Below are 23586 nucleotides of genomic sequence, written 5' to 3'. Positions count from 1 at the left end.
AAACGGATGTGCACCCTACATTTGACGAAATGCTCGTTCGTGTTAGATAAGCGGATCAGTATTAGATCATAAAACTTGACATATGTTTAAAAATAGAAAGCTCAGCAAAAATCCGCTTCATTATGTTTATGCGATAATATGGATTCTTTTATTTGGTTCCATCGCTTATTACGTTTATTCAGGCGCCGCATTTAAACCGGAGAATGGTAAAATCCATTTGGTCGCCATACTTATTGCTTGGGTGGTGGAGTATTTGGGGCTTACAATTACGAGTTTACTATTCCTTCTGTATGGAATTTATCGGGCTATAATAACTGTTTTAGATGACGGAAAGAAGCGATCATAAAAGGATAGCGTTTGGGCGTCTACCCAAAACGCTATCCTTTATTAGTTTTAGATCGTGTTATTCAATAGATCATAAAGACTTTTAATCAAGACTCGATGGGCTCCTGCTTGTTTCAAAACGGGTTTTTAAATGCTGTCTTCTTGAGCGGCGTAAACGTGATTTTTTTACAGGATAATGTCTCTTTTTCGTGATATTGTTAAAGATCAGAGCCACCAGGAATAAAATTATGCAACCCGATAGTACTGGACTTAATACATACCAATATCCCATCGATGAAATTTTTGTTCCGCTGCTGACGGCAATGAGTGCTGTTGCTCCACCAGGAGGGTGTAGTGTGCGTGTATGCTGCATACAAACAATGGACAAGGCCACGGCGAAGGGAGCGGTCAGCCAGATAATATCGGGAAGGAGCTGTGCAACGGTAACACCGGCGATTGCAGAAACAACATGCCCACCAATTAAGTTGCGGGGTTGGGCAAGTGGACTTTGTATGGCACCATAAACCAAAACCGAGGAAGCTCCGAAGGAGCCTATCAAAAAGATATTTTCCAGCGAAGGTAAATGAAGAGATTGGATATAAGCGATAATAAATATTCCTACAAAGGCGCCAATAAATGACCAAAAATGTTCCCAAGGATCGACTAACGTCTCTCTATAGATTACATATCTATAGATCCGTAATTGTCGGTGAAGATGCTGTTTCATTTTATTTGCAAATATATATAGACTAAGGGCTTTAAACTTTGCGCATTCTATCTCGATTTTTGAAGAATTTATAACATCCGATTTCTTATGTTGGATGTCACGATACTTTGGACAGTAAAGTCCATCGAAATGATGTCTAATGAATACCTCATATTTATAGACTCATGGTAGTTACAAAGCTTTTATTCCTTCTTCAGATCGAGATATTTAATGGGCAAAAGTACATTAAAATAATAAAATCTATCTCCTATAATTTAAAATCTCCCTCTGATACTGCTAGTTTTAACGTATACTCTTTTATGGCCACCAGCGCAACTTACAATTTTGTAAGTTGTTCCAGTCACCAGAAAAACAAATTAGTTTTGTTCAAAAAATATACTTTATGGAATTGAAAGATAATATTGTGGGTTTTCACCACCTGTCGATTAAGGCTCAGGATTTTGATAAGACAATTGGATTTTATGAAAATCTCGGTTTTATTATTGTGCATGAATGGTCATTACCCGAGTTTAATTTAGAACGTTGTGCTATGCTTTTTAATGCCTCTATTGGCTATTATTTGGAAATTTGTGATAAGAATGCTGCTATTCCAACGCAGGGAAGAAGGCGTATAGAAGGGGAGGAATATGTCGAGAATGCGCTACTTCATCTGTGTTTTACGGTAGAAGACGCCGAAGATGCCCGAATACAGGCTATCGCCCATGGTGCTCAAGATTTGAGTGATGGAGTATTTCAACTCATACTCAGCCAAGGTAAAAAAGATGTTTTTGTGCGAAATAGCCTCGTTTACAGTCCGAATGGGGAAGTGATTGAGTTTTTGGAGCGTGTTGATTTTAGTTAAGGTTAGTCGTTGTTAAACCCAGAAAGCGCCGCCAAGAGGGGTTTTAGTTTACGACTTTTATCGGTCAGCGAATAGATTGATGCTGTTTTACTTCGGTCTTTTTGAATGAGTCCGTCCAGCTGTAATTCTTTCAATTGTTTTGCAAGTGTACGATCGCTGACTTGGGGCAGGAGAATTTTGAATTCCGAGTAGTTCGTATCCTGCTCCAGGAGTTTGAATAGAATCGAAAGCTTCCATCGGCCACTGAATAATGCCAGCGTCTTGGAGGCGTTACAGAACTGTTGTAATGGTTTTTCATTGATTGCATTCGTCGAATTTTCTTTGCGGTCTTTCATAGCAGCTAATATCGATCATTTCTTCTATTATTATCTAGTCGTGTGTCTGATATAAGAATTCATTTGAATAAGTTTAAAAATAAGGATAATACGCTATGCTATGGTTTGAAGTTGAATTGCTTTCTTCTTTTGGCTTTTTGACGGTTTCTTCTTTCTTCTTTTGTTCAACCATATCCATATCCCTGTGATGGGGAGAGAAGCGGCTAGTGTAACGGCTAAGAATACAATAATTTTAGAAGGTAATCCAAATATCGACCCCATATGAATAGATTTCATCATACGTTGAGCCTGTTGCGCCAAAGGTAATTTTTCTAAAGGGTTATTTTTAAGTAGTTGTCCGGATTTACTGTCAAAGAAAGCCTGGTTGATCTGTAAAGTTGCATTTGAAAAATTTTCCTTAGTTAGTGCAAAAGCTAAGTCCTTCTTTTCAGGAAACGTGATAATTATATTTCCAGAGCTGGGATATAGGCTGTTTAGCTGCTGATAGATCGTATCCAGCACGAGGTAATCTGAAAAAGCCTGATTGTTGATGTTGCCGATCTTCTCTTTTGTTGATTTTTGGGTTGAACCCAATACTTTATAGAATTGTTTATTGTACCAATCGAAACTCCAGGTCAATCCCGTCAAGGTAAAAATAATTAAAAACAAAGATGCGTAAAAACCGCCCACTGCGTGAAAATCCCAGATTTTTCTTTTGAGAGAGGCTGCCATTTTCATCGTTACACGTTGTTTGAGCATGGATTTATTTTTTGGCCACCAAAGGTAAATACCACTTAGGGCAAGAAAGAAAGCCGCTAGAGCTGAGATTCCAGTTAGGGTACTTCCGATTTTTTCGACGAGAAGAAAACGATGGATATCCAAAGTCTTTTGAAAAAAACGGTCACTCTGCCGACCTTTGGATAATAGTGCTCCTGTATAAGGATTTATATATGCATACCAGTATCCGGTCTTTTTTTGTCCATACTGAATACGGAAACTACGGGAAGGATCTGCTGGAATTTCGATGCGAAACAACTTCTTGTCCGGAAATATAGCTTCGGCTTTTTGGGAAATATGTGCAAGGGAAAGACGATTGCTTTGTACAGTTACCTGCTGTTCTTTCGGCCATAAAAGTGGGGTAAGCTCTTTTTCAAAGCTCAATAACATCCCTGTCACGCAAACAGTAAAAAAGATTATACCAAATAATAAGCCCAAATAAAGATGCAATTTTCTAAGTATATTTTTTAGGCTTTTTTGTTTAGCTCTTTTATGTGTCATAGATGCGCTGTCAATCGGATGAACAGGGCAAAAATACAGTATTATCAGTAATTATTCTAAATAAACGTAAAGTTAATCGTACCGTTAATCGTCCCAATCCTCATTATCGTCGTAATACTCTTCTGGTCTTCCGTCAAGAGGTACATCTTTGACCACACGAATCGCAGCATTTCCTAAGTTGACATTCACTAGAAAAGAAGGGACATTCACAGAAAAGTTCCATCGGCCATTGGTCATATAGACATATCCGCCCCGATAAGGATCATAGAATGTTTTGTAATCGCTAAAGTACACATGATGTCTCATGTCGTAGTGATGTGCGCTAGCCCATCTTGGACGCCCATGATCATGTTCGTATGCATGTTTCCAGTATTTGCGATCTTGCTTATCGCGTTCGCGCACATATTTGTCGTACTCTTTTTCCCGTTTTCGAATGTATTTTTCACGGTCCTTGTTGCCATGCCAGCCATGGTCACCATGTCCTCTGTGTTGTGCTTGTGTTAAAGCTGGCGTCGCCAGAACTAGGCTTAGACAGCCCACCGCAATTGAAATTAGCTTTTTCATTATTCCCAAATTTTCATAGTTATTTTCTAGAATACAAAATCCTTGCCAATTGATCAATGGTTATGTCTGATCTAATTGGTGTTGTCTGCCAGAGCTGCTTGGACTTCTTCTCAAAGATACTGATTAGCGGGATAAGGCCTGAAATGGCGATAAATTAGATAAAAACCGTATCTAATCAAGTTGAATATACATGTGATAATATTCGCCCCCTACTAAAGGAGTTTTTTTGCCGAGTTTGAAACCAATCCTTTCATAGAGTTTTTGTGCATTGGGATTCTCTAGGTCGACGAGCAGGCCAACTTTCTTAAAACCATTTTGCTTAGCATGTGTAATCGCATAATTTAAAAGTTCTGTTCCGATACCTTTGCCCCGTGCCATGGGAGCAACCGCAATTGAATCGATATAAAATTCGTCGCCAGCTGTTTCGGCTTCTGGAATCAAATTATTATTGTACAGTTCCTTCATATGATCCAAAATAGGCTGTCTTAATTCAATAAATCGATCACCATCGTAACCGGTTAATGAGCCTAAAATATGTCCATTGTCGTCAATTGCGACAAACGTATGCTCATAACTATAGAGATTACCTTTTTGCTTGAAGAGCTGCGTTAAGAAATTTACAGCCTCGCTTCGATCTTCTTTTTTGATAAAGCGAAATATAATGTCTTCCATTGCCTGGAGCATAATTTCAGGGACATGATGTGCGTCGCTTTCCTGGGCACTTCTAATGTTATGATGTATATCCATTTTTTTGAAGAATAAAAGCGAAGTTAGTAAACTTAAATGATTTTCGTTAAAGGGCTTTTGATCGGATTTTTTTTCGAAGAAATTTTACTATAACGAGCGATATCTCGCTGAGGGGATAAAGTCGACCGTTTATTGAATGTAATATGAAATGGCTCAATGTATCGATCCTGACGAAAACGGATAACAGTTAATTAAATACTTCTTGTGAAAAAAATATATTGTCCACGTTGGATCGAATATTTGATCAATGTATTTGAATATTGATCGGCTTATATTCATAAGACATTTCTTGTTATTTTTGAATCGTGTTGTTGTCAGTTATACGGCTTTCGGCAGCTTTTTTTGGATTAAAAACAAATTACAATGATTTTAAGAGCGACAGTTTCTGCTTTTTTGGTTGCTATCATCAGCCTAATTGCGACCTTACTTGTACAGAATGCAGATCTAAATATGGTTTATGCTGCATTTTGCTGTTCGCCTTATTTTATTGTTATCGCCTTGGTTTATTTCCATTTTAATTTCTTTCGGAAGAAGTTAAAGGTCTTAGAGAAACCAAAATTCGCTTTTGAACTTGGCTACGGTTTTCTTTTTTATTGCTTATTTTCTTTATTGCTTCCGGTACTTCTTTTTTTATCAACCTTGGGTGATGAATACGAGCATCGGCTTTATGCAGATCTAGGGGGAGTGATTAAGGAAATGTTTCCCTTGATTTTAACACTCAGTATTTTCCTGACATTCTTTAGTAGCGTGATTATCACATGGGCAATAAAATCCTGGAAATATTTGGTTCCGACTTTGCTTGGATATCTTATTTTACTACCGATTATATTCGCGTTCTCAACGACAATACGTGAGTTTAATGACCTCAGGGAAGAACGCCTAACACAAGAAGATAATATCAGAGAAGGGCGCTATAAATGGTTCTGTGCGATGAGTAATCCAGCAGCTTATCCCGTCCAGTTATATAGTGGCCGTTTTATCTTTCCGAAAGATGAAGATTATGAATTTACATTTAGTGAAGGCAATATCGTAAACTATAACGCCGTGTGGGGACAAGCTGGAGGCGGTACATATGAGCAGGTGATGTCATTGCCTAAGGCATTAGACGTTACTTGGTATTCCTTTGCTGAAGATGTTTTTTATCGCATGAACGGTCCGATTGATTATAGTAAATTGCGGAGGTTGTTCAGTACACCATATCAAGAAAAAGGAGCGATCAAAACTAATGATGAACATTATAATAAGATTATTTTGGGTTTTGCTCCTGGCGGTGTACTTGTAGTATGGGCCAGTGGGACAGGACGTCGTCAGGTCGAAATCGGTCGTTATCAAGCCGAAAAAGTAGTGATCCATGCTACGGATACATCCAAAGATAATGGAGCGTACGGTAATGTCTTTAATCAGGAATGGCGCGATCAAGTATTGTCCGATACATCGATTATTCCTTCGGATGTTCAACAAGCCATTGCAAATAAATCTATTCCCTATGGCTACTGGGATAAATTACGGCAACGTTATCCTGTACAGCCTAAATTTGTATTGTCTTCTGACATAAAAGCATTTGATGCGGACTTTGAGTTTTATAATTCCGAACGATTTGTCTTTGATGAGCGTCTTCGGGATATGGACATGGCATCTCGAGGTATTCCCAAAGATGTGTACATCAAATGGTATGATCAACATAATAACCGATGTGCTGCGCGGTTTTTGTTTGATGAAACTGAGACATTTAAGAATTTCGCTTCATTTTTTAATGACAAAAAGGACGTTGGGGCTATGCTGGAGTTCAGTGTTGACACAAAGACTAAAATAGCAACAGCGACATTAAGAACCGATAGTGAAAGTAAGCTGCTTTTGAAAACTGAAGTAATCGACTATGGGGAGCATTTCTAAAATTTGGAAGTGAATCTAAAGATCTTTTTTCATGTTATAATTTGGTATTTCGACTTCAGTTCTTATTTGTATCTGCTCAGCGATAACTTTAAATCCATTTGCCTCAAAAAAGGGTTTCGCGGTTTTACTTACATCAGCAGTCACGAAAGTTCTTTCTTGTCTTCTTGCTTCATCTTCCAATGTAGTATAAAGTTTTTGAGCAATCCCTTGGCGTTGAAAATCTTTATGGACATACATGACATCGACATAGTTTCCATGATTGAGGGAAGCGAACCCAACCATTTTCTGATTTAGCATAGCTACAATAAAATACTGATCTTCGATTAGCCGATGCCAACGGCCATGATTATTGACGGACGATACCCATGCTGCAATTTGCTCGTTATTATAATCATCTGCGCATACAGTCGCAATAGTTTCAGAAAATAGGATTAACATTTCTTGCAGATCTTGCAATACTCCTTTTCGGAGAGTCAATCCCATTGTTTTTGTTTGAATTTTGTTCATCTTTTGGAAAAAGTGTTAGATAAAAGGCCTGATATGCCAAACCTAATGGGTTGCAGTGGTATCAAAAGAAGGCGAAATTTTAATGAAAACGTGTAATTATGTTAAAGTTATAAATATTATATTTATAACCGCAAGTCGGCGATCCGATTTACGAACAATAAGTCAGTATTAACCATTTTCTCGGAGGATTTTGCGTATTAATTTCACAGAATTGTTGAAATTAATTTATCGGTTATGCCAATAGGCAGACAGAACGTTGAAATTGACCTTTTTCAAGCATGAAGACCATATTTTATTTTTTTGTATTCGTTTCTTTGGTATTGTCAAGCAACTTTAATCATGTATGTGGGCAATCTGTAGTGGAAATAGCTGCAATTAAAAACCCTGTTGTCCAACTGGAGGCTGCTCTTCAGTTGCCTATTAGGTTTGATGGTGATACGATAAAATTGAAAAATGCCTTGGCGCCGTTTTTGGAATTGGCAGACAAAAAAAGAAGTGTTGCTTTAAAATGGGCTTATTATATGCGTATGGCTGACGGTTTCTCAATTGCGTTTGATCGCATAAATTCATCATCTGAGCGCTATTATCGTTTGGCTGAGCAGTTGCTCCGTGTACATCCGGATCCTGAATTAGAAATGTTGGGTTGTGCCCGTGAAGGGTATTACAACTTTATCTATAGACGGGTAAAAGAAGCATTTCCGTTCTTTTTACGAGCGAATGATTTAAAATCTAAAGTTACTATCAAAAAAATCCCCATGGTAGTCAAGCATTACCAATTTATGGCGAGTTTCTACAGCTACATTGGTGAACAGGCAAATGCTGTTGCTTATTTAGAGGAAGCGCTACCTTTTACCACGCCGGCTGCACGGGAACGTGTCGATCTGATCAATTCCATTGCTGTATATCTAGCAAAGGACTCGCTCGATCACCAAGCTTTTACCTATTTGAATCGCGCAATGGATGAAGCTAAACTGGCGAAAGATTCGGTTTGGATTGGTATCATTTCGGGTAATTTAGCGGATCATGCATGGCGAAAAGGTGAAAAGGAAAAAGCTATTGGGTTAGTTAAGAAAAATATTGAGCTTTCTATGCGTTATAATGAACGGAAAGATGCGATGCGTGCAAATCTCAATTTAGCCAATTGGTATATCGAATTGAAAGAATGGAAATTGGCTGAGCAATATGTGATGACCTGTGAAAGTTTGATGGAAGATAAGCCCTATTTTTTAAAATATAAAGTAGAATTAGCAAAATCCAAGTCTAACATCATGCGGGGGTTAGGACGTGGAGGGGAGGAGCTTAAGCAATTGCATTTGTATCTGATGTTGAAAGATTCGTTGGAAAAAAGGATGAATGATAAAGAGATACAGAAAATGCTGTGGCAAAGGGAGTCTGAAAAATACAATCGGACTATACAGGCTACTGAAGAAAAACGGATTCGGACAAAACGCATGTATCAGTTTATAGGCATTGTTCTTCTCTTGATTTTTGCCATAATTGTATTGTTGGTCAATAAGTCGAAAATTAAAATTAAGATGCGGAATACTTTACTAGAAAAAGACCAACTTGCGCTTGCCTATGAAAAACAATTGCTAGATCAGGAGCTAATGATTTTACGAAACTCTTTGACTGAATTTACAGCCACCATCCGGCAGAATGATGTCGTTATCCAGCAACTTAGGCAGGAGGTGGCGACGATTTCCGAATCTGATCCGGCGTACATCACGCAGGTTACGGATAATTTGAATGCGCTTTTGCAGCAACACATTATGACAGATGAGCGGTGGCAAAAATTCAAACATGTTTTTAACAAAGTGTATCCCGCTTATCTGACACAAATGCGGCAAACTTATCCAAAGGTTACCGAGAATGATCTTAAGATATTAGCGCTGCTCAAATTGGATTTAAGTAATGCGAGTATGAGTGAATTGCTGTGTGTTTCGGTGGAAGCCGTTCGTAAGGCAAAACAACGGTTGAAGAAAAAATTGGAGCAAACCGAAAAGTAAGGGAGATTCACATTTGATTCATGTCTTGAATAAAGATGATCTCGTATTCGGAGGTTATTTAAATCAAATAGATTAATCAAGTACAGTCTACCCGATTAATCTATTTGCTAAGAGCGACGAAGCGCTATCGAAATCTATTTCGCATTTTTTGCAGTGACATTAAGTTCAATGTCAACGTTTTGTGCGATCATCCAATCTTGAGGATTACCTTCTGTACCGTATGTAAGACCCCAATCTTGTCTTTGGATCGTAAATTTAGAATAGAATGTTACTTCATCACCATTGAAAGTAATTTTTGCAGGGAAAGTTACATTCACCGTTTTATCTTTGATGGTTAAGTTACCACTAACTGTATTTGTCGCATCAGCAACAACACTTTTTCCTTGCGCTGCATCGAATGGGCCAACTTTGGTGATTTCGAATTTTGCAGTTGGATATTTTGCTACGTCAAAGAAATCAGCACTTTTTAAATGTGCATCCAAATCTGATGATTTTTTGCCACCGGATGTCGCAGGATCTACAGAAGCTGTATCTGTCAGAATAGAATTGACATCGATAGTGAAAGTACCACCAGTAACTGCGTTATTTTCAGCTGAAAGTGTTCCTTCGCTTTTCAAAACACCATATCTTGGGTTTAAACCGCCTTTATGGTAACCAGTCCATTTTAATGAGCTTTTATCTGCTTCAACAGTGTAAGTCTGTCCTTTTTGTTCAGTTACTTCCTGAGCAGTTGTTGTTGTTGCTTTGTCGCCATTTGTATTTTGACAAGAAGCTAACAACAGGATAAGGGCTAAACCCGAGATTAATTGCTTTTTCATTTTTAATCGTTTTATTTTTTATATGTTTTTTACACTTTATATTTTGCCGCATCAACTGTGCCAATTTGCAGCTGCTGATGTTGTCGATACAAAGGTAGATGATAGATAGTTTATTTTTGGTATCAGTTTCCTTAAAGAAACTACTTTCCAAAAAGATAGTGGTCTGTAACTTTATAAATGCGTATTTTTGTAAGAATAAAGAAATCATGTCAGTGGCGCCAAGCTTTGCTTGTGTGTTCATTTATCGTTGATCGCATAGGGGATAAGGAAGCCAGTGAGGGTAGAGCGTACATGAATAAAAAAATAATGTAATGAAAAAGGAAGCAACTTTAACGTCGTCAGGTGCATGCAAAACACGTGTGTTGGCCATTAACGATACCATGGAGATTTTGGCCGGAAAATGGAAATTTCATATTATAGGTACCTTATTGTTGGTTGAGAAATTACGTTTTATGGAACTGCTGCGCGAAGTTGAGGGGATAGGTGCGAAGATGTTGTCTAAAGAACTGCAGGATTTAGAAATGAACCAGCTGATCAGAAGAACAGTATTAAATACCAAACCTCTGACGGTGGAGTATGAATTGACCGAATGCGGAAAAACTTTGGGCCCAATCATCGATGAGATTACTAAATGGGGTATAACTTACCGAAGTAAGCTTTATACCAAGAATGGGGAACTGGAAGCAACGACCTAGTATGTAAACACGCCTTTACTTTTAGTGATAAGAGGGAGGATGCCTGTAAAGAACCTGATACGTTGGTAGCAAATCCCTTTGATTATAGGTTATGAAAACGATAATAATTGTAAGTTTGTTCTAGAAATTACAGTCTAACCTACTAAAAAGAAGACAGGATGCGGTTACAACACTTACTTTATTTGTCTCTTGGAGTTTTGAGTATCAGCAGTTGCGGAGTTACCAAAAACGCCCGACACCAAGAGATTCCCTTTGATGAAGGTATCAAAAAAATTAACCATGTGGTTGTTATTTATATGGAAAACCATAGTTTTGACAATCTTTATGGCGAATTCAAGGGAGCCAATGGCATAGCGAATGTCAGAAAGGGTGATTTTTTACAGGTAGACGAGAATGGTAAAGCCTACCAATACCTCCCCGAAATTCCACGTAACAATTCCTTTCCAACCAATCTACCCAATCAATTTTTTAATATAGACCAATATGTACCTTCGGATAAGGCGACGCCCGATGTTACACATCGGTTTTATCATAATCAATTGCAGATCAATGGTGGAAAGATGGATAAATTTGCACTCTATAATGATTCCAAAGGTTTAGCGATGGGCTATTACAATACAGAGAAGCTACCTTTGTATCCGTTTGCCAAAGCCTATACATTATGTGATAATTTCTTTCAGAGTGTATTCGGCGGATCCTATTTAAATCATATTTATATGATTTCTGCGGCTATTCCTGTTTGGCCTGATGCACCAAGCTCATTGGTTGCTAAACTCGATGCAAATGGAAAGATGATTAAAGATGGTGTAGTTACGCCAGATGGTTATGCAATCAATCATGTGCTTTCTCGCAACAAACCTTATCCCGCGAAATCTGATACTTCCAAATTATTACCTTCTCAGACTATGCCGACCATTGGCGATCGCTTGACAGCGAAAAATGTAAGTTGGGCTTGGTATTCAGAAGGCTGGGATGACGCTGTTGCCGAACGTAAAAATAATTTTGCCTACAATCATGAGCCTTTTTTATATTTTGCTAATTATGAGGATGGTAAGGAAGGACGACAACACATGAAGGATCAAAACGATTTTATCAAGGCCGCAAAAGAAGGAACGCTTCCTAGTGTATCTTTTGTTAAACCAGGTGGGGGCAATGATGAGCATCCTGGAAGTTCGGCAGTCTATTCATCAGAACAACTTGCCGTTAATTTGATCAATGCTGTATTGGAGGGACCGAATGCAAAAGATGCGTTGGTGATTTTGACCTACGATGAATTTGGTGGCTTTTTTGACCATGTTAACCCACCCGTCGTTGACCGCTGGGGACCTGGTAGCCGAATCCCGGCAATTGTCATTGGACCATTTGCTAAGCGTGGTGTAGTGGATCATACGCCGTATGAGACAGTGAGCATCCTTTCATTTATAGAAAAACGCTGGGGAATGGAGCCTCTTGCTGAAAGGGATAAAAAAGCAAATCCCTTTAGAAATGCACTCGTTTTCAAATAGTCGGTTTTTATATCGAGAGATAGGAAATTGAACTATGTGTAAAAAGATTGCCGTTTTTATCTTATTGGTTGTAATAGTATTTACCCTCGGATTTACTACAGGGCAGCCTGTTTATACAAAACAAAAAGAGGGCAATGCCCGAGAGCATCTGATTCAGAGAGAAGTACTGGGTCAGATGCTTTCTTTTAAGAAATATATCAAGGATACGCTGCAGGCCGAAGTACAGAAAGGTACGGTGGATACGCTACGTCTCAGAACAGCATTTTTGACGACAAGGTTACTTTTTAAAAAGTTTGAATGGGCTTCGGAGTATTTTACTGCAGATCTATCCAGAAGGTTAAATGGACCTCCGGTGGAGGAAGTTGAAAATGCGGATTTGTTGGATCCCTCTTTGGCTAGAGGGGTAGAGCCTATTGGATTGCAGGTGATTGAAGAGCTTATCTATCCCATTTACGATAATAGCAATAGGCAAAAGCTAATTCGTGAAATCGAACATTTGATAACCAATACGGATTATTTGATTTCCTATTTTGAAGATCATCAATTGGAGGATTGGCGCATTTTGGATGCTTCGAAACTTGAAGTATTTCGGATTATATCTTTGGGGATTACCGGATTTGATAATGCACTTTCTCGAAATAGTATGATCGAGTCTTCTATGGCGTTAGGCAGCCTACAGCAAATTCTTTTGCAATATGAAGGTAGAAAAGAAACGCTAACATTGATGCTTAAAGGGGCGATCAAATATTTGCAACAACACGCGGAATTTGAATCGTTCGATAGAGCGCAATTCATTACCCAATTTGCCAACAACATCAGTACAGAGATAGCACAGTTGGAACGTAATCTGCCTGGCCCTAAAATCAGATACAATCGAATGCTTCGGCAAGACGTCAATACGATGTTTGATCTGAATGCATTTAATGTAGATGCCTTTAGCCCGGGACCAAAATTTCACTTCAGCAATGAAAAGGCCGTACTGGGAGAGAAATTATTTTATGATGTTGCTTTGTCAGGAACACATACGAGAAGTTGCGCTTCATGCCATCATCCGGACCTTGCATTTACAGATGGGTTGAACTTGCAAGTGGACATTCATGGTTCGGGACGTTTGCTCAAACGTAATACGCCTACTTTGCTCAATGCGGCCTTACAGTCCAACTACTTCTATGATATGCGTTCGTTGACGCTGGAAGATCAGATACACGATGTCATTAGTAATAAGCAGGAAATGGACGGCTCGGTAACTGATATCGTTCAATATGTCTCTTCGGATAAAATCTATCGATCATTATTTAATAAAGCATTCAATACAGCGGATGGCCCAATCTCAGCAGAGCAGGTAAGCAATGCACTTGCTTCTTACATTCGTGGCCTGACCAAAATCAATAGCCGATTTGATGATTATATGCGTGGGGATAAGAACGCATTGTCCAAATCGGAAGTGAATGGGTTTAATTTATTTATGGGCAAGGGAAAATGTGCGACCTGTCATTTCCTGCCTTTATTCAACGGTGTTACACCGCCCAAATTTATTCAGAGCGAAGTCGAAGTTCTAGGGGTGCCAAAATCCATGAAAGATTCTGTGGTGGATTCAGATTTAGGCTACTATGATATCATTGGTGTTGATTCGTATAAATATGCCTTTAAAATACCTTCTGTCCGGAATGTAAAGAAAACTGCTCCCTATATGCACAACGGGATCTATCGGACGTTGGATGAAGTCATGGAATTTTATAATAATGGGGGTGGGGCAGGATTAGGGATCAAATTATCCAATCAGACATTGTCAGATGAAAATTTGCATCTGAGTGAAAAGGAAATGAAAGATATTATTGCGTTTATGGAAAGTCTCGAAAGCCAATAAAATGACTACGATTCAATATACGCATTCAAGATGGAAAAGCTGTTATTTTTACCATATCTTGGTTTGCCGGGATTGATCAACAGTCAAGTTAGTTAGCCTTACTGACTATAGGAATAAACTATAATACATGGAGTAGCCAGTTGTTCCGTCGAGCCATTGCACAAGTTCTTTATGACTATAATGAAAACCGGCTTTTTGGATAGCGGCTTTCGAAATCATATTTATTTCACGATGGCTTATCGTCAGTTTTCTTAATTGATTCTCGGTGGCCCACGCCATTCTTATTTTATACAAAAGACTCGATAGACCTAATTTTCTGTACAGCGGCTGTATGAAGGACTGACCAAAGTAGGCCTCTTCTTTATTCAACAGCAGCATGCTGGTTATCCCAATCATTTTTTCATTTTCGAAAAGACCAAAAACAATGCGTGGGTATCTTATGCGTTCTGCCCAATCCAAGTCAGATAGTTCTATTTCAGGAGGAGTGCTCCGTCTAAAAAGTGTAGGTTCGGTTTGAATTGACTCGATACGCATCGCTTTGTAAAGTGGAAATTCGTTCGCTGCAAGCTGACGGATATGGAATGAACCTGATTGAAATGCTAAAACGGGCTCTGACATAACGTAATTAATGCTGTCTTAATGATTATTTCTAATACTATTACGCGAAAGTATGTATTATTATTTATACTTCAAATGTGGTATAGCATTCCTTCTCAATTGCTGATTCCCGATGATTATGGCGCGACAACTACGACGATAATGCCTGCAATTGAGCAAGCCGCAATTGTATTAAAGCAACACATGATCCTATTCGTTTCAATGTGGCCTTATGCGCAATTAGGACATCAAAATATAAGTTTCAGGAGTAGCATTTCCGTAATGGTGCTAAAATATGTAAAAGTGCTGAATTATAAGATTAGAACTACAGTAGTTCGGCTATTCTATTTTCTAAGTCTTCTAAATCAAAGGGCTTGGCGAGATAGCTGTCTGCTCCGGCTTGCTGGGCTAGTGTTTCGATATCGGTATTAGCGGATAGATAGATGACAGGGATATTGCAATATAAGGGATGATTTTTGAGCAACCGTGTGGCTTCTACACCGCCTATTTTGGGTATCCAGTTGTCCATCAAAATTAAATCAGGATGTACCTCTTCTACTTTTTCGATAATATCATGAGACGTTTCAGAGACCGCCATATTATAGCCATTTGTTTCGAGGATTATAGTACATATTTCAAGGACATGTTTATCATCGTCCAACATAAGTATTGTTTTGTTTGACATGTTGCAGCTTTAAAAAAGGTGGAGCTAAATTAAATAAAAAGCTATTGCGAGAATAAAGTTAAAATACCGATTCTAATAAGTATAAACCCGTATTTTCGATATATAAAGATGAAAAAGGGAGTTAATTTGCTAGGTTAGTCTAATTTTGAACTTTCAAAAATAGTATTATCTTTATTTTTTAATTAATATCCAATGTTGTCCTGAATTCTAATGAAAAAATACATTTTTATTCCCAATTGGCGTTTCATCTTGCCGCTATTATTTATCATGGCAGGAAATTGCCTGTTCGCTTTTGAGAAATCGAAACAAGCGTATTTTCAATTGAAAGTATATCATTATGAGAACGATGAGCAGGAGAAAGTCATTGATCAGTATCTTGAATCGGCGTATTTGCCGGCATTGCATCAATTGGGATTTAAAGAGGTCGGGGTATTTAAGCCCTTAGAAAATGCTACTGGTCAAGATCGATTGGTTTATGTGTTCATCAGCGCTTCTGATCTCAATTTACTGGTTAATTTGGATCAGCGGCTTGCCAAAGATCAAAAATACCTGGAGGCTGGAAAGGCTTATATTGAGGCAGGTTATAGTAATCCTCCTTTCAAAAGGTTGGAGACAATATGGATGAAAGCATTTGAAGGAATGCCCAAATCGGCGCTTCCTAAATTATCTGCTGAAAAAAATAAACGCATTTATGAACTACGCAGTTATGAGGCCGCAACCGAGCAGCTTTCTGCAAATAAGATAGCGATGTTTAACAATGGAGAGATCGATATTTTCAAAAAACTGAATTTTAATGCTGTTTTTTATGGACAGGTGATTGCCGGTAGCACGATGCCCAACCTGATGTATCTGACAGCATTTGAAAGCATGGAGGATCGGAATATACATTGGAAAGATTTTGGACCATTATACAAACCAATGCAGGATTTACCGCAATATCAGAATAACGTTTCCAAGAGTATAAAAGTATTGTTATATCCCACTGCATATTCTGATATTTAGTGGCTGAACTTGTTTATCTTCTCCTAACAAACAAATTGAATTTTTTGCACCAGTCAAAAAAACTGGCTAAAGCCTGTTTGTCCAATTTTTCAAAACTGTAAATCTTATGGGGATAGGGAAGGGCATTCGTATAAATGCCGGTATTTGCTAATATTAGCATCGGATTGCTGTTATTAATTTTGTCAAAATATTTGCCTAGGATGGTGTAGTGTGTTTTAAATAAGGATTCAACAGTTTCATTATTAGGGACTAATGAAATGGTGTAATCGTAGTCATCATGTTGCATTTTTTCACAGTCGCATATCCTGTTTTTTCCTAAAGCAACTTCATTTCCACTGTCCCAAAGAAAATTTGCGACTTCAAAAAATAAATCGTTTTTGATATGCCCGACGGGCTCAGCGATAAAATATCTCATTCCTTTTCTCTTTTATTTGTGGTGTTCTTCTTGATATTTAATGGACTACAATCTCCTTTCTGTCGGATTTAGATAATCATTAAAGACGCAGTTCGAGTTGTCGCTAACGACGGGCTGAACCAAGCTTTCTAACACAAAGAAATACCAATTCGCTCTAGTTTAAAAGAGATAAAAAGTGGTAAATATTGGACTATTCAAGGTTCCTATTTCGAAAGGTAAGAGCTGTCATACCGGTTACTTTTGAAAATAGACGTGAAAAATATGGATAGTCGTCATAACCTAGCTCTACTGCAATTTCTTTTACAGATTTATTTGAATGGTAGAGCAAACGTTTTGCTTCTAATACAACGCGTTGCTGAATATGATAAGTAACGGGTTTTCCGGTTGTTTTTTTGAGACATTCATTGAGATAGGCCGTTGATATTTTCATTTTCTCTGCATATACTCTAGGCTGTTTAATGTCAATAAAATCTTTATCTAACAGTGAACTGAACTGTTTGCTGATCAGTTCGAATCTAGACTGTGCATCACTTTTAGTTGATTGGATTAAATACTGCGAGATAATAAGTGCCGCGATGGTATTGCAGCTATCTTTCATTAGTGCAGTATATAGTTTTTCATGTCTTCTTTCGTTGATTTTTAAACAGGTGTCTACAGTCTGGGATAAGACCGCCATTGTATCCTGATCGATTTCGATGGGAGCAATCGTCGTAATATCCTTTAGCGCGTTTACGTAGTCTGAGTTTAGGTTTTCTACACTGATCATTAAGACACTAAAAGCGCTGTAATCCATAGCTAAACCCCGATGTACTTGGTAAGGCTGGATGATCATTACGGCGGAGGAGCCTAATTGATAGCGCTGAAAATCTACTTCAAATATTCCATTTCCCTCTTCAAGAATAAAAAACAAGTAGAAATCATCACGATGTGCCTGACTTATCTTAGCTAAATCTAAATTTCTGACAGCATTCCTTTTTATAGCCATTCCCGAATTAAACTCATTAGGAAATGAATTTAATGGGATGGTATTATTTTTTTTTGAGGCTGAGGGATTCACGCTCAAATTTAAACATTTGTCAAGATACTAATGATGTTTTTTCTATATCCGGGGTCTTTTTCTCGAAGTTCGAGAATATTGTGTTTTAAATCGATGTTGACATACCATTCCGCGTAATGATGTTTTTCATTTCCGTCGTCAAAGAAAACTTTAGCTTTAATATATTCTTCATCAAAATATTCCGGATGCCCACTGACGATAAAGGCGGTCGATCCAATATTATCGTGCATTTTAAAGGATGTACCATCAATTTTAAAGAGGCTATTTAAGGCTTTGGTAAAATTGTCACTTAATTTGCCAATCGAATAGAAATTGATCCCTTCGCGATAAAACCTTTGTTTATCGACTTCGGTATCGACAATGCCCAATTTCATGTCGGGACGAAAGGCGATTGCCAAACCAACTATCTCTCTACCCCAAAGCCCCTTAGCTTGGACAATATGATGTTCGTCGTCATCTTTCCAGTATTTTGTGACGGTCAGCTGTAAATCTACAAAATCATCGTCTTCACTAACGTCAATCTGTCTCAAATTACTTTGTCCTTTCAAGAAATTCAAAAAGCGCATAATTATCCTGTTAATTTGGTGTTAAGCTCCATGGCGTAGTTATGATACCAGAAGATATACGATAAGTATCATTTGCGCTGGAAGCCTTTGGCTATTGAATTAAATATACTATTTTTTTAATAAAAAAATAGACTGGAATTAGCTTAATCGCTTAAAAAATGATTTATTTACAACGGAAGTTTCTTCGCTGTTTTTTCTGATGCGATCTCTTTGGAGATACGTTCATTGATATTGATTTTTGCATGAATAAAAGTGAAGATTACTGTGCCATATTCCCTGGCGTAGCTATTTGTAATGGAGTCGGCCAATATTGATTTGCCGAAGAAAGGACTTGTTATTGCTAGTTCTCTTTCTCTTTCCCAGCGGTCTTTAATTCGAATAACATTGCGGTATGCTTTATTCAAATCAAACCAATTGATGTAGTCAGCATTGAATGAAACAGCCTTAATTCCGCGTTTGGAATAGTAGTTTATGGCGCCGGCCTGCCCATAATTGTCGCAAAGTACCAGCGTATTTTCCGATCTAGGTATTTGGTCATAGAGACTATCGACTTTGCGTGCAAGTTCTTGCCATCCCAACATATCCGCAAAATCTTGCGGGAGCGGATGCTCTTTGCCGTCTTCCCATGTTAACATACCATATTTCCTGTATTTATCGGGATGGTTCACAAAATATGCTGGATTTCTATTGGGAAATGCAATATTATAGACCGGAAGAAATAGGATCGCAGTTAAAGCGATCAAAATAGGTTTTAAAATCTGACCAGTTTTATTTTCCAAAAGTGATGAAATATAAACTGCGCCAAAAGCAAAATATATTGGGTAAAGGCCTATTGCATAATAATCCTTCGCTCTTAAAAATAAGAAGATTCCGAGGGTGACAAAGAAAGAATAGAAGAATAGGCGATATGCTTTAAATACAGGATGTTTCAGCAGTGCATATAATCCAAGAATGAGGACGGGAAAGGTTCCGAAAAAAAACAAAAATTGAGAACGTATGAAGCTCCATCGGTTAACATGGACAAGTTGCGTATCTTGAAGTTCTTTGAAATGAACAAATACAGGAAAGTTATTTTTGTATTGCCATATTAGATTGGGAAGGATAATTAGTATGGCGATGAGTATTCCGTAATATAGCTTTTTTTCTGTAAATATTTTTCGCTCCGGAACCAATGCGACTGCGGGGATCAAACCCAAGATCAGAAATACGATGTTATATTTATTTAGAAATCCAAGCGCAAAAACAATAGCCATATAAAATAACCACTTGGATTGTCTGTTGTTTAAATATTTTATTATACAGGAATATATGGAGGTCCAACATAAGACATCAAATGAATTAGGTTGATATAAACCATTCAAACGGAATAGTACAGAAAACATAATACAACAGCTTCCAAAGAACTGTGCAAATAGATTTCCTTTCAGCGATTCTATTGTTTTCCAAACGATAAGAATCGTTAAGGCTCCGAAAAGTGCCGGGAAAAACTTGATCCAAAAGACAGAATTGCCAAGTATTTTGATGAGATAGGAAATCCACGATGTTAATGGTGGTACGGAAAGGTAGCCCCAAGCTAAATGGTTTGCTTGATCTATATGTAAGAATTCATCGCGCTGCAATTCGTAGGTTGGGCTAATCAACTGGTATTGCATAATGAATTTAAAAATGATTAGGCTTATTAGGATAATTCGGTTTTTGAGTGCCATCTGAATCTATGTTTATGGATGTCCTCCACCAATTTACGATTAAAATAGATTCTAAACTTTGTTTTTTAATAGAATCGATTGTTTCAGCTAATTTGGGCAGACAGCTAGCCCACTGTTTTGTCTAAATAAAGGAAATCATCACAAAATTTTTTGAAAACGTAAGACTAAGAATCCCCAAGAAAGCAAACGATAGATCGGCATAAAATGTTATTTTCGTGTAAACCAACAAAACATGAGTATAGCATTAATACTGAATAGGGCCAGGGCCGAGGAGTGGAAGGTAGAAATCAATAAATATTTACCTGAAATAAAGGTGGAGATCTTCCCTGAGATTGAAAATTATGATGCGGTCGAATTTGCGCTTTGTTGGAAACCTGAAGCAGATTATTACACTCATTTTCCAAACTTAAAAGTTATCCAGTCTGGGGGCGCCGGAATAGATCACCTTTTTCCCAAAAGTATTTCATCCCATCTCCGCATTTGTAGGATTATCGATCCCATGTTGAAAAGCGATATGTTTGAACATGTTTTGACTTGCTTGATGCATTCGATGAAGAAGTTTTCGGCTTATATAAACGAAAAAGAAAAGAAACATTGGCAGCCCTTGCTATACAAATCAATTGGTGAAACCAGGGTTACTATCTTAGGATTAGGCGAAATTGGTGGTTATGTGGCTGAAAGGTTGGTCCAATTGGGATTCAACGTAAATGGGTGGGCTAATTCACCTAAAAATCTTAAGGGAGTGAATTCGTTTACTGGAATGAAAAGACTTCGTTCTGCCCTTGAAGACACGGATTTTATGGTTAATATCCTACCATTGACCGATGCAACAAAGGGAATTCTAAGTTGTGATTTGTTCAATTTGTGCCCAAAAGAAACTGTACTCGTGAACGTTGGTCGAGGGGAACATCTCGTGGAAAGTGATTTGTTGGATGCAATTGATGGAAAGAAAATTGCCGAAGCATATCTGGATGTATTTCATCAAGAACCATTACCGCAAGATCATCCCTTTTGGGATTGCCCATCCATTGTGATAACCCCGCATGTTGCGAGTAGGACAAATATTGGCTCTTCCGTCTTACAAGTGGTGGATAACTATCGAAGAATGGTTGACGGGCGACCTTTGCTCAATGAGGTTTCTTTACAAAAAGGTTATTAGCAATTTAAGATGTACGTGGGTTTGCGGCATAATGCATTGATTGGTATTTTATCGGATAAGTTTGCAAAGTTGGTTTGCTGTAAACTTATAGGCAAGTGGATTTTATTTTTTAGATTTATATAGTCAATTATCCTTGCTTTATAAACAATTTATGAAGGTACAAGTATCTACAAACTTTAGGAAACACGCGCGTAAAACAATTTTATCTATTGTTGTGTTTGCGATTACTTACGTTATTCTACTGCTCTTGGCAATAGGTATTACTGTTGGTTTTACCATACTTGGAATAATGATTTTCACCGCCAAGCCCATGTTTTACACTGCAATTTTATGTTTGGGCTTACTCGCTACAGGTCTGACTATACTGTTCTTTTTATTAAAATTTGTTTTTGCGTCAACAAAAGTTGATACGGGACATCTTACGCAGATATATGAGCGCGACGAACCACAATTATTCGCACTTATTCATGAGGTCGTAAAAGAAGTTGATACCAGCTTTCCAAAGAAAGTTTTTCTATCGCATGAGGTCAATGCATCTGTATTCTATGACTCTAGTTTTTGGAGTATGTTTTTACCCATTAAGAAAAATCTTCAGATTGGTGTGGGGCTGGTGAATGCAGTTACTCAACAGGAATTAAAGGCTATTCTTGCACACGAGTTTGGACACTTCTCACAAAAGAGCATGAAAGTGGGTAGCTATGTTTACCATGTTAATCAGATTATCTACAATATGCTGTATAAGAATGAATCGCTGGATAATATGTTTGATAAATGGGGCAACATCAGTGGGTACACTGCGATTTTTATTGGCATATCAGTGTTTATTATCCAACAGATTCAGCATATTTTGAAGCATCTTTACGAATATGTAAATCTCAATTATTTGGCATTATCGAGAGAGATGGAATTTCATGCGGATGAGATTGCGGCACATGTTGCCGGTTCCCAGGCTTTGGCTGATTCGCTGCTGCGCTTGAGTTTTGCAAATCATGCACTAAATAATGTGCTTACCTTCTATGATAGCAAATTTTCTGAAAATATCCGCAGTCGCAATATTTATCCCGAGCATCGCTATGTCATGCTCCTGTTTGCGGAACGCAATAGATATCAAGTGCGAAATGGTTTTCCCCAGATCGAATTAGCGACTTTAAAAAAATATGATAAATCGAAATTAAATCTTGAAGATCAATGGTCATCTCATCCGTCGGATGAAGATCGGGTAAAGGCATTACAGCAGCTTAATATTGTCAAGAAAGAAATCAACAACGCACCTGCTATTGAATTGCTAGCTGATCGTGCTGCGGTAACAAACCAGATTTCGGACAAGTTGTTTGCGCAGGTACAGTATCAACATCCTCCTTCGCTGTTAGAAATAGCATCTTTCAGTGCGGATTTTGAAAATCGGATGAACAAGTATGCTGTTGATCAAAGATTCAATGATTTCTATGACTACAATCATCCTGTACGAAAAGGTGAAACGCCAATTTTTCAGGAACAGCCAAAGCCGACTTTTGATGAATTATTTGCCGATAGTAGAGTTGACGCATTATATGAACTTAATAGCCTGAAAAATGATAAGTATGTCGTTGAAGCAATCGGCAAAGGCGAATTAAAGTTAAAGTCGTTTGACTACGATGGTATAAAATATCGTGCTGCGGATGCCTTCGAATTACTGGGGAAAATTGAAGATAATATTGTAGCTACGGAGCATAAAATTACCCTCTATAACCAACAGATCCACTCTTATTTTGCACGCTTAGCGGATAACCAGGGGATGTGTGAAGAGTTTGAACGGAGATATGTTGATTTTGCTTTTTTCGATAAAAATTATGAAGAGGCACAAAAACTTTATGCTGACATGACGGAGAACACCCGGTTTATATTTCAGACTTTGCCTTTCGCAGATATTGAGGCTAGGTTGCGAGACGTCAAACCTATGGAAGGGGAGTTAAAAAAGAAACTGGCAACACTTATGGCACTTCCTGGAAGCAAAGACGAATTGGATGATACGTTGCTTACGTCATTGGACACATATATCAATAGGGAATTAATCTATTTTAATGTAGATCGTTACAATGAGGATAATCTTCAAATTCTTTTTAATGCCATCTCGGTCTATAAAAAGTTATTGGATGATCAGCATTTCGCGAAGAAAAAGCACTATTTAGATTTTATGCTTACCCTTGAGGAGGGTAAGGGGCAGAAAAAAGGACTGTCGTAATTGCCCTTCTATATTGACGGTTTGTCCCCGCTGTACGTCGAATAAAATGGTTTAATTTTGAGAGACAGTAACCCAATTTTAAATTGGATTTG

General features: G+C 38.0%; 23 protein-coding genes. 10 read left to right on the top strand and 13 right to left on the bottom strand.

Annotated features, from left to right (window positions below):
* Nucleotides 1–82 precede the first annotated feature (82 nt).
* A complete protein-coding gene (locus tag B3P16_RS07585) occupies nucleotides 83–346 on the top strand; it encodes a hypothetical protein (protein WP_112375837.1) in 264 nt (87 codons plus the stop codon).
* Between the two features lie 81 nt (nucleotides 347–427).
* Here the strand turns inward: B3P16_RS07585 and B3P16_RS07580 are convergent, their stop codons facing one another.
* On the bottom strand, nucleotides 428–1051 hold the full coding sequence (locus B3P16_RS07580) for an HPP family protein (protein ID WP_046675061.1): 624 nt from the start codon (nucleotides 1049–1051) through the stop codon (nucleotides 428–430).
* Nucleotides 1052–1433: 382 nt separating this feature from the next.
* Here B3P16_RS07580 and B3P16_RS07575 point away from each other — a divergent pair, with 382 nt between their 5' ends.
* Nucleotides 1434–1892: a VOC family protein gene (locus tag B3P16_RS07575; RefSeq protein WP_201638853.1), complete on the top strand. Its 459-nt coding sequence runs from the start codon at nucleotides 1434–1436 to the stop codon at nucleotides 1890–1892.
* 2 nt (nucleotides 1893–1894) lie between these two features.
* On the opposite strand, the gene B3P16_RS07570 is transcribed toward B3P16_RS07575, so the two are convergent.
* From B3P16_RS07570 to B3P16_RS07555, 4 genes are all read right to left on the bottom strand, one after another.
* Nucleotides 1895–2227, bottom strand: coding sequence for a winged helix-turn-helix transcriptional regulator (locus B3P16_RS07570; protein ID WP_286842195.1), 333 nt, complete (start codon nucleotides 2225–2227; stop codon nucleotides 1895–1897).
* Between the two features lie 93 nt (nucleotides 2228–2320).
* The gene (locus B3P16_RS07565; RefSeq protein WP_286842192.1) at nucleotides 2321–3484 is read right to left on the bottom strand and encodes a PepSY-associated TM helix domain-containing protein; all 1164 of its coding nucleotides are present in this window, start codon (nucleotides 3482–3484) and stop codon (nucleotides 2321–2323) included.
* Between the two features lie 84 nt (nucleotides 3485–3568).
* A complete protein-coding gene (locus B3P16_RS07560; RefSeq protein WP_286842190.1) occupies nucleotides 3569–4048 on the bottom strand; it encodes a hypothetical protein in 480 nt (159 codons plus the stop codon).
* A gap of 171 nt (nucleotides 4049–4219) precedes the next feature.
* Nucleotides 4220–4795: a GNAT family N-acetyltransferase gene (locus B3P16_RS07555; protein ID WP_286769923.1), complete on the bottom strand. Its 576-nt coding sequence runs from the start codon at nucleotides 4793–4795 to the stop codon at nucleotides 4220–4222.
* 363 nt (nucleotides 4796–5158) lie between these two features.
* Here B3P16_RS07555 and B3P16_RS07550 point away from each other — a divergent pair, with 363 nt between their 5' ends.
* Nucleotides 5159–6688, top strand: a complete 1530-nt coding sequence (locus B3P16_RS07550; RefSeq protein WP_286753350.1) for a DUF2931 family protein — start codon at nucleotides 5159–5161, stop codon at nucleotides 6686–6688.
* Between the two features lie 15 nt (nucleotides 6689–6703).
* On the opposite strand, the gene B3P16_RS07545 is transcribed toward B3P16_RS07550, so the two are convergent.
* Complete coding sequence (locus B3P16_RS07545) at nucleotides 6704–7195, bottom strand: GNAT family N-acetyltransferase (protein ID WP_286842188.1); 492 nt, start codon at nucleotides 7193–7195, stop codon at nucleotides 6704–6706.
* Between the two features lie 278 nt (nucleotides 7196–7473).
* Between B3P16_RS07545 and B3P16_RS07540 the strand changes: the two genes are divergently transcribed.
* A complete protein-coding gene (locus B3P16_RS07540; RefSeq protein WP_204990991.1) occupies nucleotides 7474–9201 on the top strand; it encodes a tetratricopeptide repeat protein in 1728 nt (575 codons plus the stop codon).
* Between the two features lie 134 nt (nucleotides 9202–9335).
* On the opposite strand, the gene B3P16_RS07535 is transcribed toward B3P16_RS07540, so the two are convergent.
* Entirely contained in the window at nucleotides 9336–10019 is a 684-nt protein-coding gene (locus tag B3P16_RS07535; RefSeq protein WP_070566941.1) for a YceI family protein, read from the bottom strand.
* 311 nt (nucleotides 10020–10330) lie between these two features.
* On the opposite strand from B3P16_RS07535, the gene B3P16_RS07530 reads away from it, so the two are divergent.
* The 3 genes from B3P16_RS07530 (at nucleotide 10331) to B3P16_RS07520 (ending at nucleotide 14086) form a co-directional block, all read left to right on the top strand.
* Nucleotides 10331–10714, top strand: coding sequence for a winged helix-turn-helix transcriptional regulator (locus tag B3P16_RS07530; protein WP_046675072.1), 384 nt, complete (start codon nucleotides 10331–10333; stop codon nucleotides 10712–10714).
* A 158-nt stretch (nucleotides 10715–10872) separates the two neighbouring features.
* Nucleotides 10873–12219, top strand: a complete 1347-nt coding sequence (acpA, locus tag B3P16_RS07525) for an acid phosphatase (RefSeq protein ID WP_286842186.1) — start codon at nucleotides 10873–10875, stop codon at nucleotides 12217–12219.
* Between the two features lie 34 nt (nucleotides 12220–12253).
* A complete protein-coding gene (locus B3P16_RS07520; protein WP_286842184.1) occupies nucleotides 12254–14086 on the top strand; it encodes a cytochrome-c peroxidase in 1833 nt (610 codons plus the stop codon).
* 105 nt (nucleotides 14087–14191) lie between these two features.
* Here B3P16_RS07520 and B3P16_RS07515 read toward each other — a convergent pair whose 3' ends face one another.
* The gene (locus B3P16_RS07515) at nucleotides 14192–14704 is read right to left on the bottom strand and encodes a GNAT family N-acetyltransferase (RefSeq protein ID WP_286842181.1); all 513 of its coding nucleotides are present in this window, start codon (nucleotides 14702–14704) and stop codon (nucleotides 14192–14194) included.
* A gap of 304 nt (nucleotides 14705–15008) precedes the next feature.
* On the bottom strand, nucleotides 15009–15368 hold the full coding sequence (locus tag B3P16_RS07510) for a response regulator (protein WP_046675074.1): 360 nt from the start codon (nucleotides 15366–15368) through the stop codon (nucleotides 15009–15011).
* A 210-nt stretch (nucleotides 15369–15578) separates the two neighbouring features.
* On the opposite strand from B3P16_RS07510, the gene B3P16_RS07505 reads away from it, so the two are divergent.
* Entirely contained in the window at nucleotides 15579–16370 is a 792-nt protein-coding gene (locus B3P16_RS07505; RefSeq protein WP_286842178.1) for an NIPSNAP family protein, read from the top strand.
* Between the two features lie 13 nt (nucleotides 16371–16383).
* Here the strand turns inward: B3P16_RS07505 and B3P16_RS07500 are convergent, their stop codons facing one another.
* From B3P16_RS07500 to B3P16_RS07485, 4 genes are all read right to left on the bottom strand, one after another.
* Nucleotides 16384–16785, bottom strand: a complete 402-nt coding sequence (locus B3P16_RS07500; protein ID WP_112375845.1) for a hypothetical protein — start codon at nucleotides 16783–16785, stop codon at nucleotides 16384–16386.
* 190 nt (nucleotides 16786–16975) lie between these two features.
* Nucleotides 16976–17842, bottom strand: coding sequence for an AraC family transcriptional regulator (locus B3P16_RS07495; protein WP_286842176.1), 867 nt, complete (start codon nucleotides 17840–17842; stop codon nucleotides 16976–16978).
* 8 nt (nucleotides 17843–17850) lie between these two features.
* Nucleotides 17851–18408, bottom strand: a complete 558-nt coding sequence (locus B3P16_RS07490) for a hypothetical protein (protein WP_046675076.1) — start codon at nucleotides 18406–18408, stop codon at nucleotides 17851–17853.
* Nucleotides 18409–18575: 167 nt separating this feature from the next.
* On the bottom strand, nucleotides 18576–20114 hold the full coding sequence (locus B3P16_RS07485; protein ID WP_286842173.1) for an ArnT family glycosyltransferase: 1539 nt from the start codon (nucleotides 20112–20114) through the stop codon (nucleotides 18576–18578).
* 232 nt (nucleotides 20115–20346) lie between these two features.
* On the opposite strand from B3P16_RS07485, the gene B3P16_RS07480 reads away from it, so the two are divergent.
* Entirely contained in the window at nucleotides 20347–21273 is a 927-nt protein-coding gene (locus B3P16_RS07480; protein ID WP_046675078.1) for a 2-hydroxyacid dehydrogenase, read from the top strand.
* A gap of 151 nt (nucleotides 21274–21424) precedes the next feature.
* Complete coding sequence (locus B3P16_RS07475) at nucleotides 21425–23494, top strand: M48 family metallopeptidase (RefSeq protein ID WP_286842171.1); 2070 nt, start codon at nucleotides 21425–21427, stop codon at nucleotides 23492–23494.
* Nucleotides 23495–23586: the final 92 nt, after the last annotated feature.

Origin of the sequence: Sphingobacterium sp. UBA7631 (assembly GCF_002483935.1) — a bacterium.
GTDB lineage: Bacteria > Bacteroidota > Bacteroidia > Sphingobacteriales > Sphingobacteriaceae > Sphingobacterium > Sphingobacterium multivorum.
This window is presented reverse-complemented; position numbering and strand designations above follow the sequence as displayed.

What these genes read in the sequence shown, in the direction of transcription:
- B3P16_RS07585 (WP_112375837.1), top strand. Translation starts at nt 83, where the DNA reads ATGTTTAAAAATAGAAAGCTCAGCAAAAATCCGCTTCATTATGTTTAT.
- B3P16_RS07580 (WP_046675061.1), bottom strand. Translation starts at nt 1,051, where the DNA reads ATGAAACAGCATCTTCACCGACAATTACGGATCTATAGATATGTAATC.
- B3P16_RS07575 (WP_201638853.1), top strand. Translation starts at nt 1,434, where the DNA reads ATGGAATTGAAAGATAATATTGTGGGTTTTCACCACCTGTCGATTAAG.
- B3P16_RS07570 (WP_286842195.1), bottom strand. Translation starts at nt 2,227, where the DNA reads ATGAAAGACCGCAAAGAAAATTCGACGAATGCAATCAATGAAAAACCA.
- B3P16_RS07565 (WP_286842192.1), bottom strand. Translation starts at nt 3,484, where the DNA reads ATGACACATAAAAGAGCTAAACAAAAAAGCCTAAAAAATATACTTAGA.
- B3P16_RS07560 (WP_286842190.1), bottom strand. Translation starts at nt 4,048, where the DNA reads ATGAAAAAGCTAATTTCAATTGCGGTGGGCTGTCTAAGCCTAGTTCTG.
- B3P16_RS07555 (WP_286769923.1), bottom strand. Translation starts at nt 4,795, where the DNA reads ATGGATATACATCATAACATTAGAAGTGCCCAGGAAAGCGACGCACAT.
- B3P16_RS07550 (WP_286753350.1), top strand. Translation starts at nt 5,159, where the DNA reads ATGATTTTAAGAGCGACAGTTTCTGCTTTTTTGGTTGCTATCATCAGC.
- B3P16_RS07545 (WP_286842188.1), bottom strand. Translation starts at nt 7,195, where the DNA reads ATGAACAAAATTCAAACAAAAACAATGGGATTGACTCTCCGAAAAGGA.
- B3P16_RS07540 (WP_204990991.1), top strand. Translation starts at nt 7,474, where the DNA reads ATGAAGACCATATTTTATTTTTTTGTATTCGTTTCTTTGGTATTGTCA.
- B3P16_RS07535 (WP_070566941.1), bottom strand. Translation starts at nt 10,019, where the DNA reads ATGAAAAAGCAATTAATCTCGGGTTTAGCCCTTATCCTGTTGTTAGCT.
- B3P16_RS07530 (WP_046675072.1), top strand. Translation starts at nt 10,331, where the DNA reads ATGAAAAAGGAAGCAACTTTAACGTCGTCAGGTGCATGCAAAACACGT.
- acpA (WP_286842186.1), top strand. Translation starts at nt 10,873, where the DNA reads ATGCGGTTACAACACTTACTTTATTTGTCTCTTGGAGTTTTGAGTATC.
- B3P16_RS07520 (WP_286842184.1), top strand. Translation starts at nt 12,254, where the DNA reads ATGTGTAAAAAGATTGCCGTTTTTATCTTATTGGTTGTAATAGTATTT.
- B3P16_RS07515 (WP_286842181.1), bottom strand. Translation starts at nt 14,704, where the DNA reads ATGTCAGAGCCCGTTTTAGCATTTCAATCAGGTTCATTCCATATCCGT.
- B3P16_RS07510 (WP_046675074.1), bottom strand. Translation starts at nt 15,368, where the DNA reads ATGTCAAACAAAACAATACTTATGTTGGACGATGATAAACATGTCCTT.
- B3P16_RS07505 (WP_286842178.1), top strand. Translation starts at nt 15,579, where the DNA reads ATGAAAAAATACATTTTTATTCCCAATTGGCGTTTCATCTTGCCGCTA.
- B3P16_RS07500 (WP_112375845.1), bottom strand. Translation starts at nt 16,785, where the DNA reads ATGAGATATTTTATCGCTGAGCCCGTCGGGCATATCAAAAACGATTTA.
- B3P16_RS07490 (WP_046675076.1), bottom strand. Translation starts at nt 18,408, where the DNA reads ATGCGCTTTTTGAATTTCTTGAAAGGACAAAGTAATTTGAGACAGATT.
- B3P16_RS07485 (WP_286842173.1), bottom strand. Translation starts at nt 20,114, where the DNA reads ATGGCACTCAAAAACCGAATTATCCTAATAAGCCTAATCATTTTTAAA.
- B3P16_RS07480 (WP_046675078.1), top strand. Translation starts at nt 20,347, where the DNA reads ATGAGTATAGCATTAATACTGAATAGGGCCAGGGCCGAGGAGTGGAAG.
- B3P16_RS07475 (WP_286842171.1), top strand. Translation starts at nt 21,425, where the DNA reads ATGAAGGTACAAGTATCTACAAACTTTAGGAAACACGCGCGTAAAACA.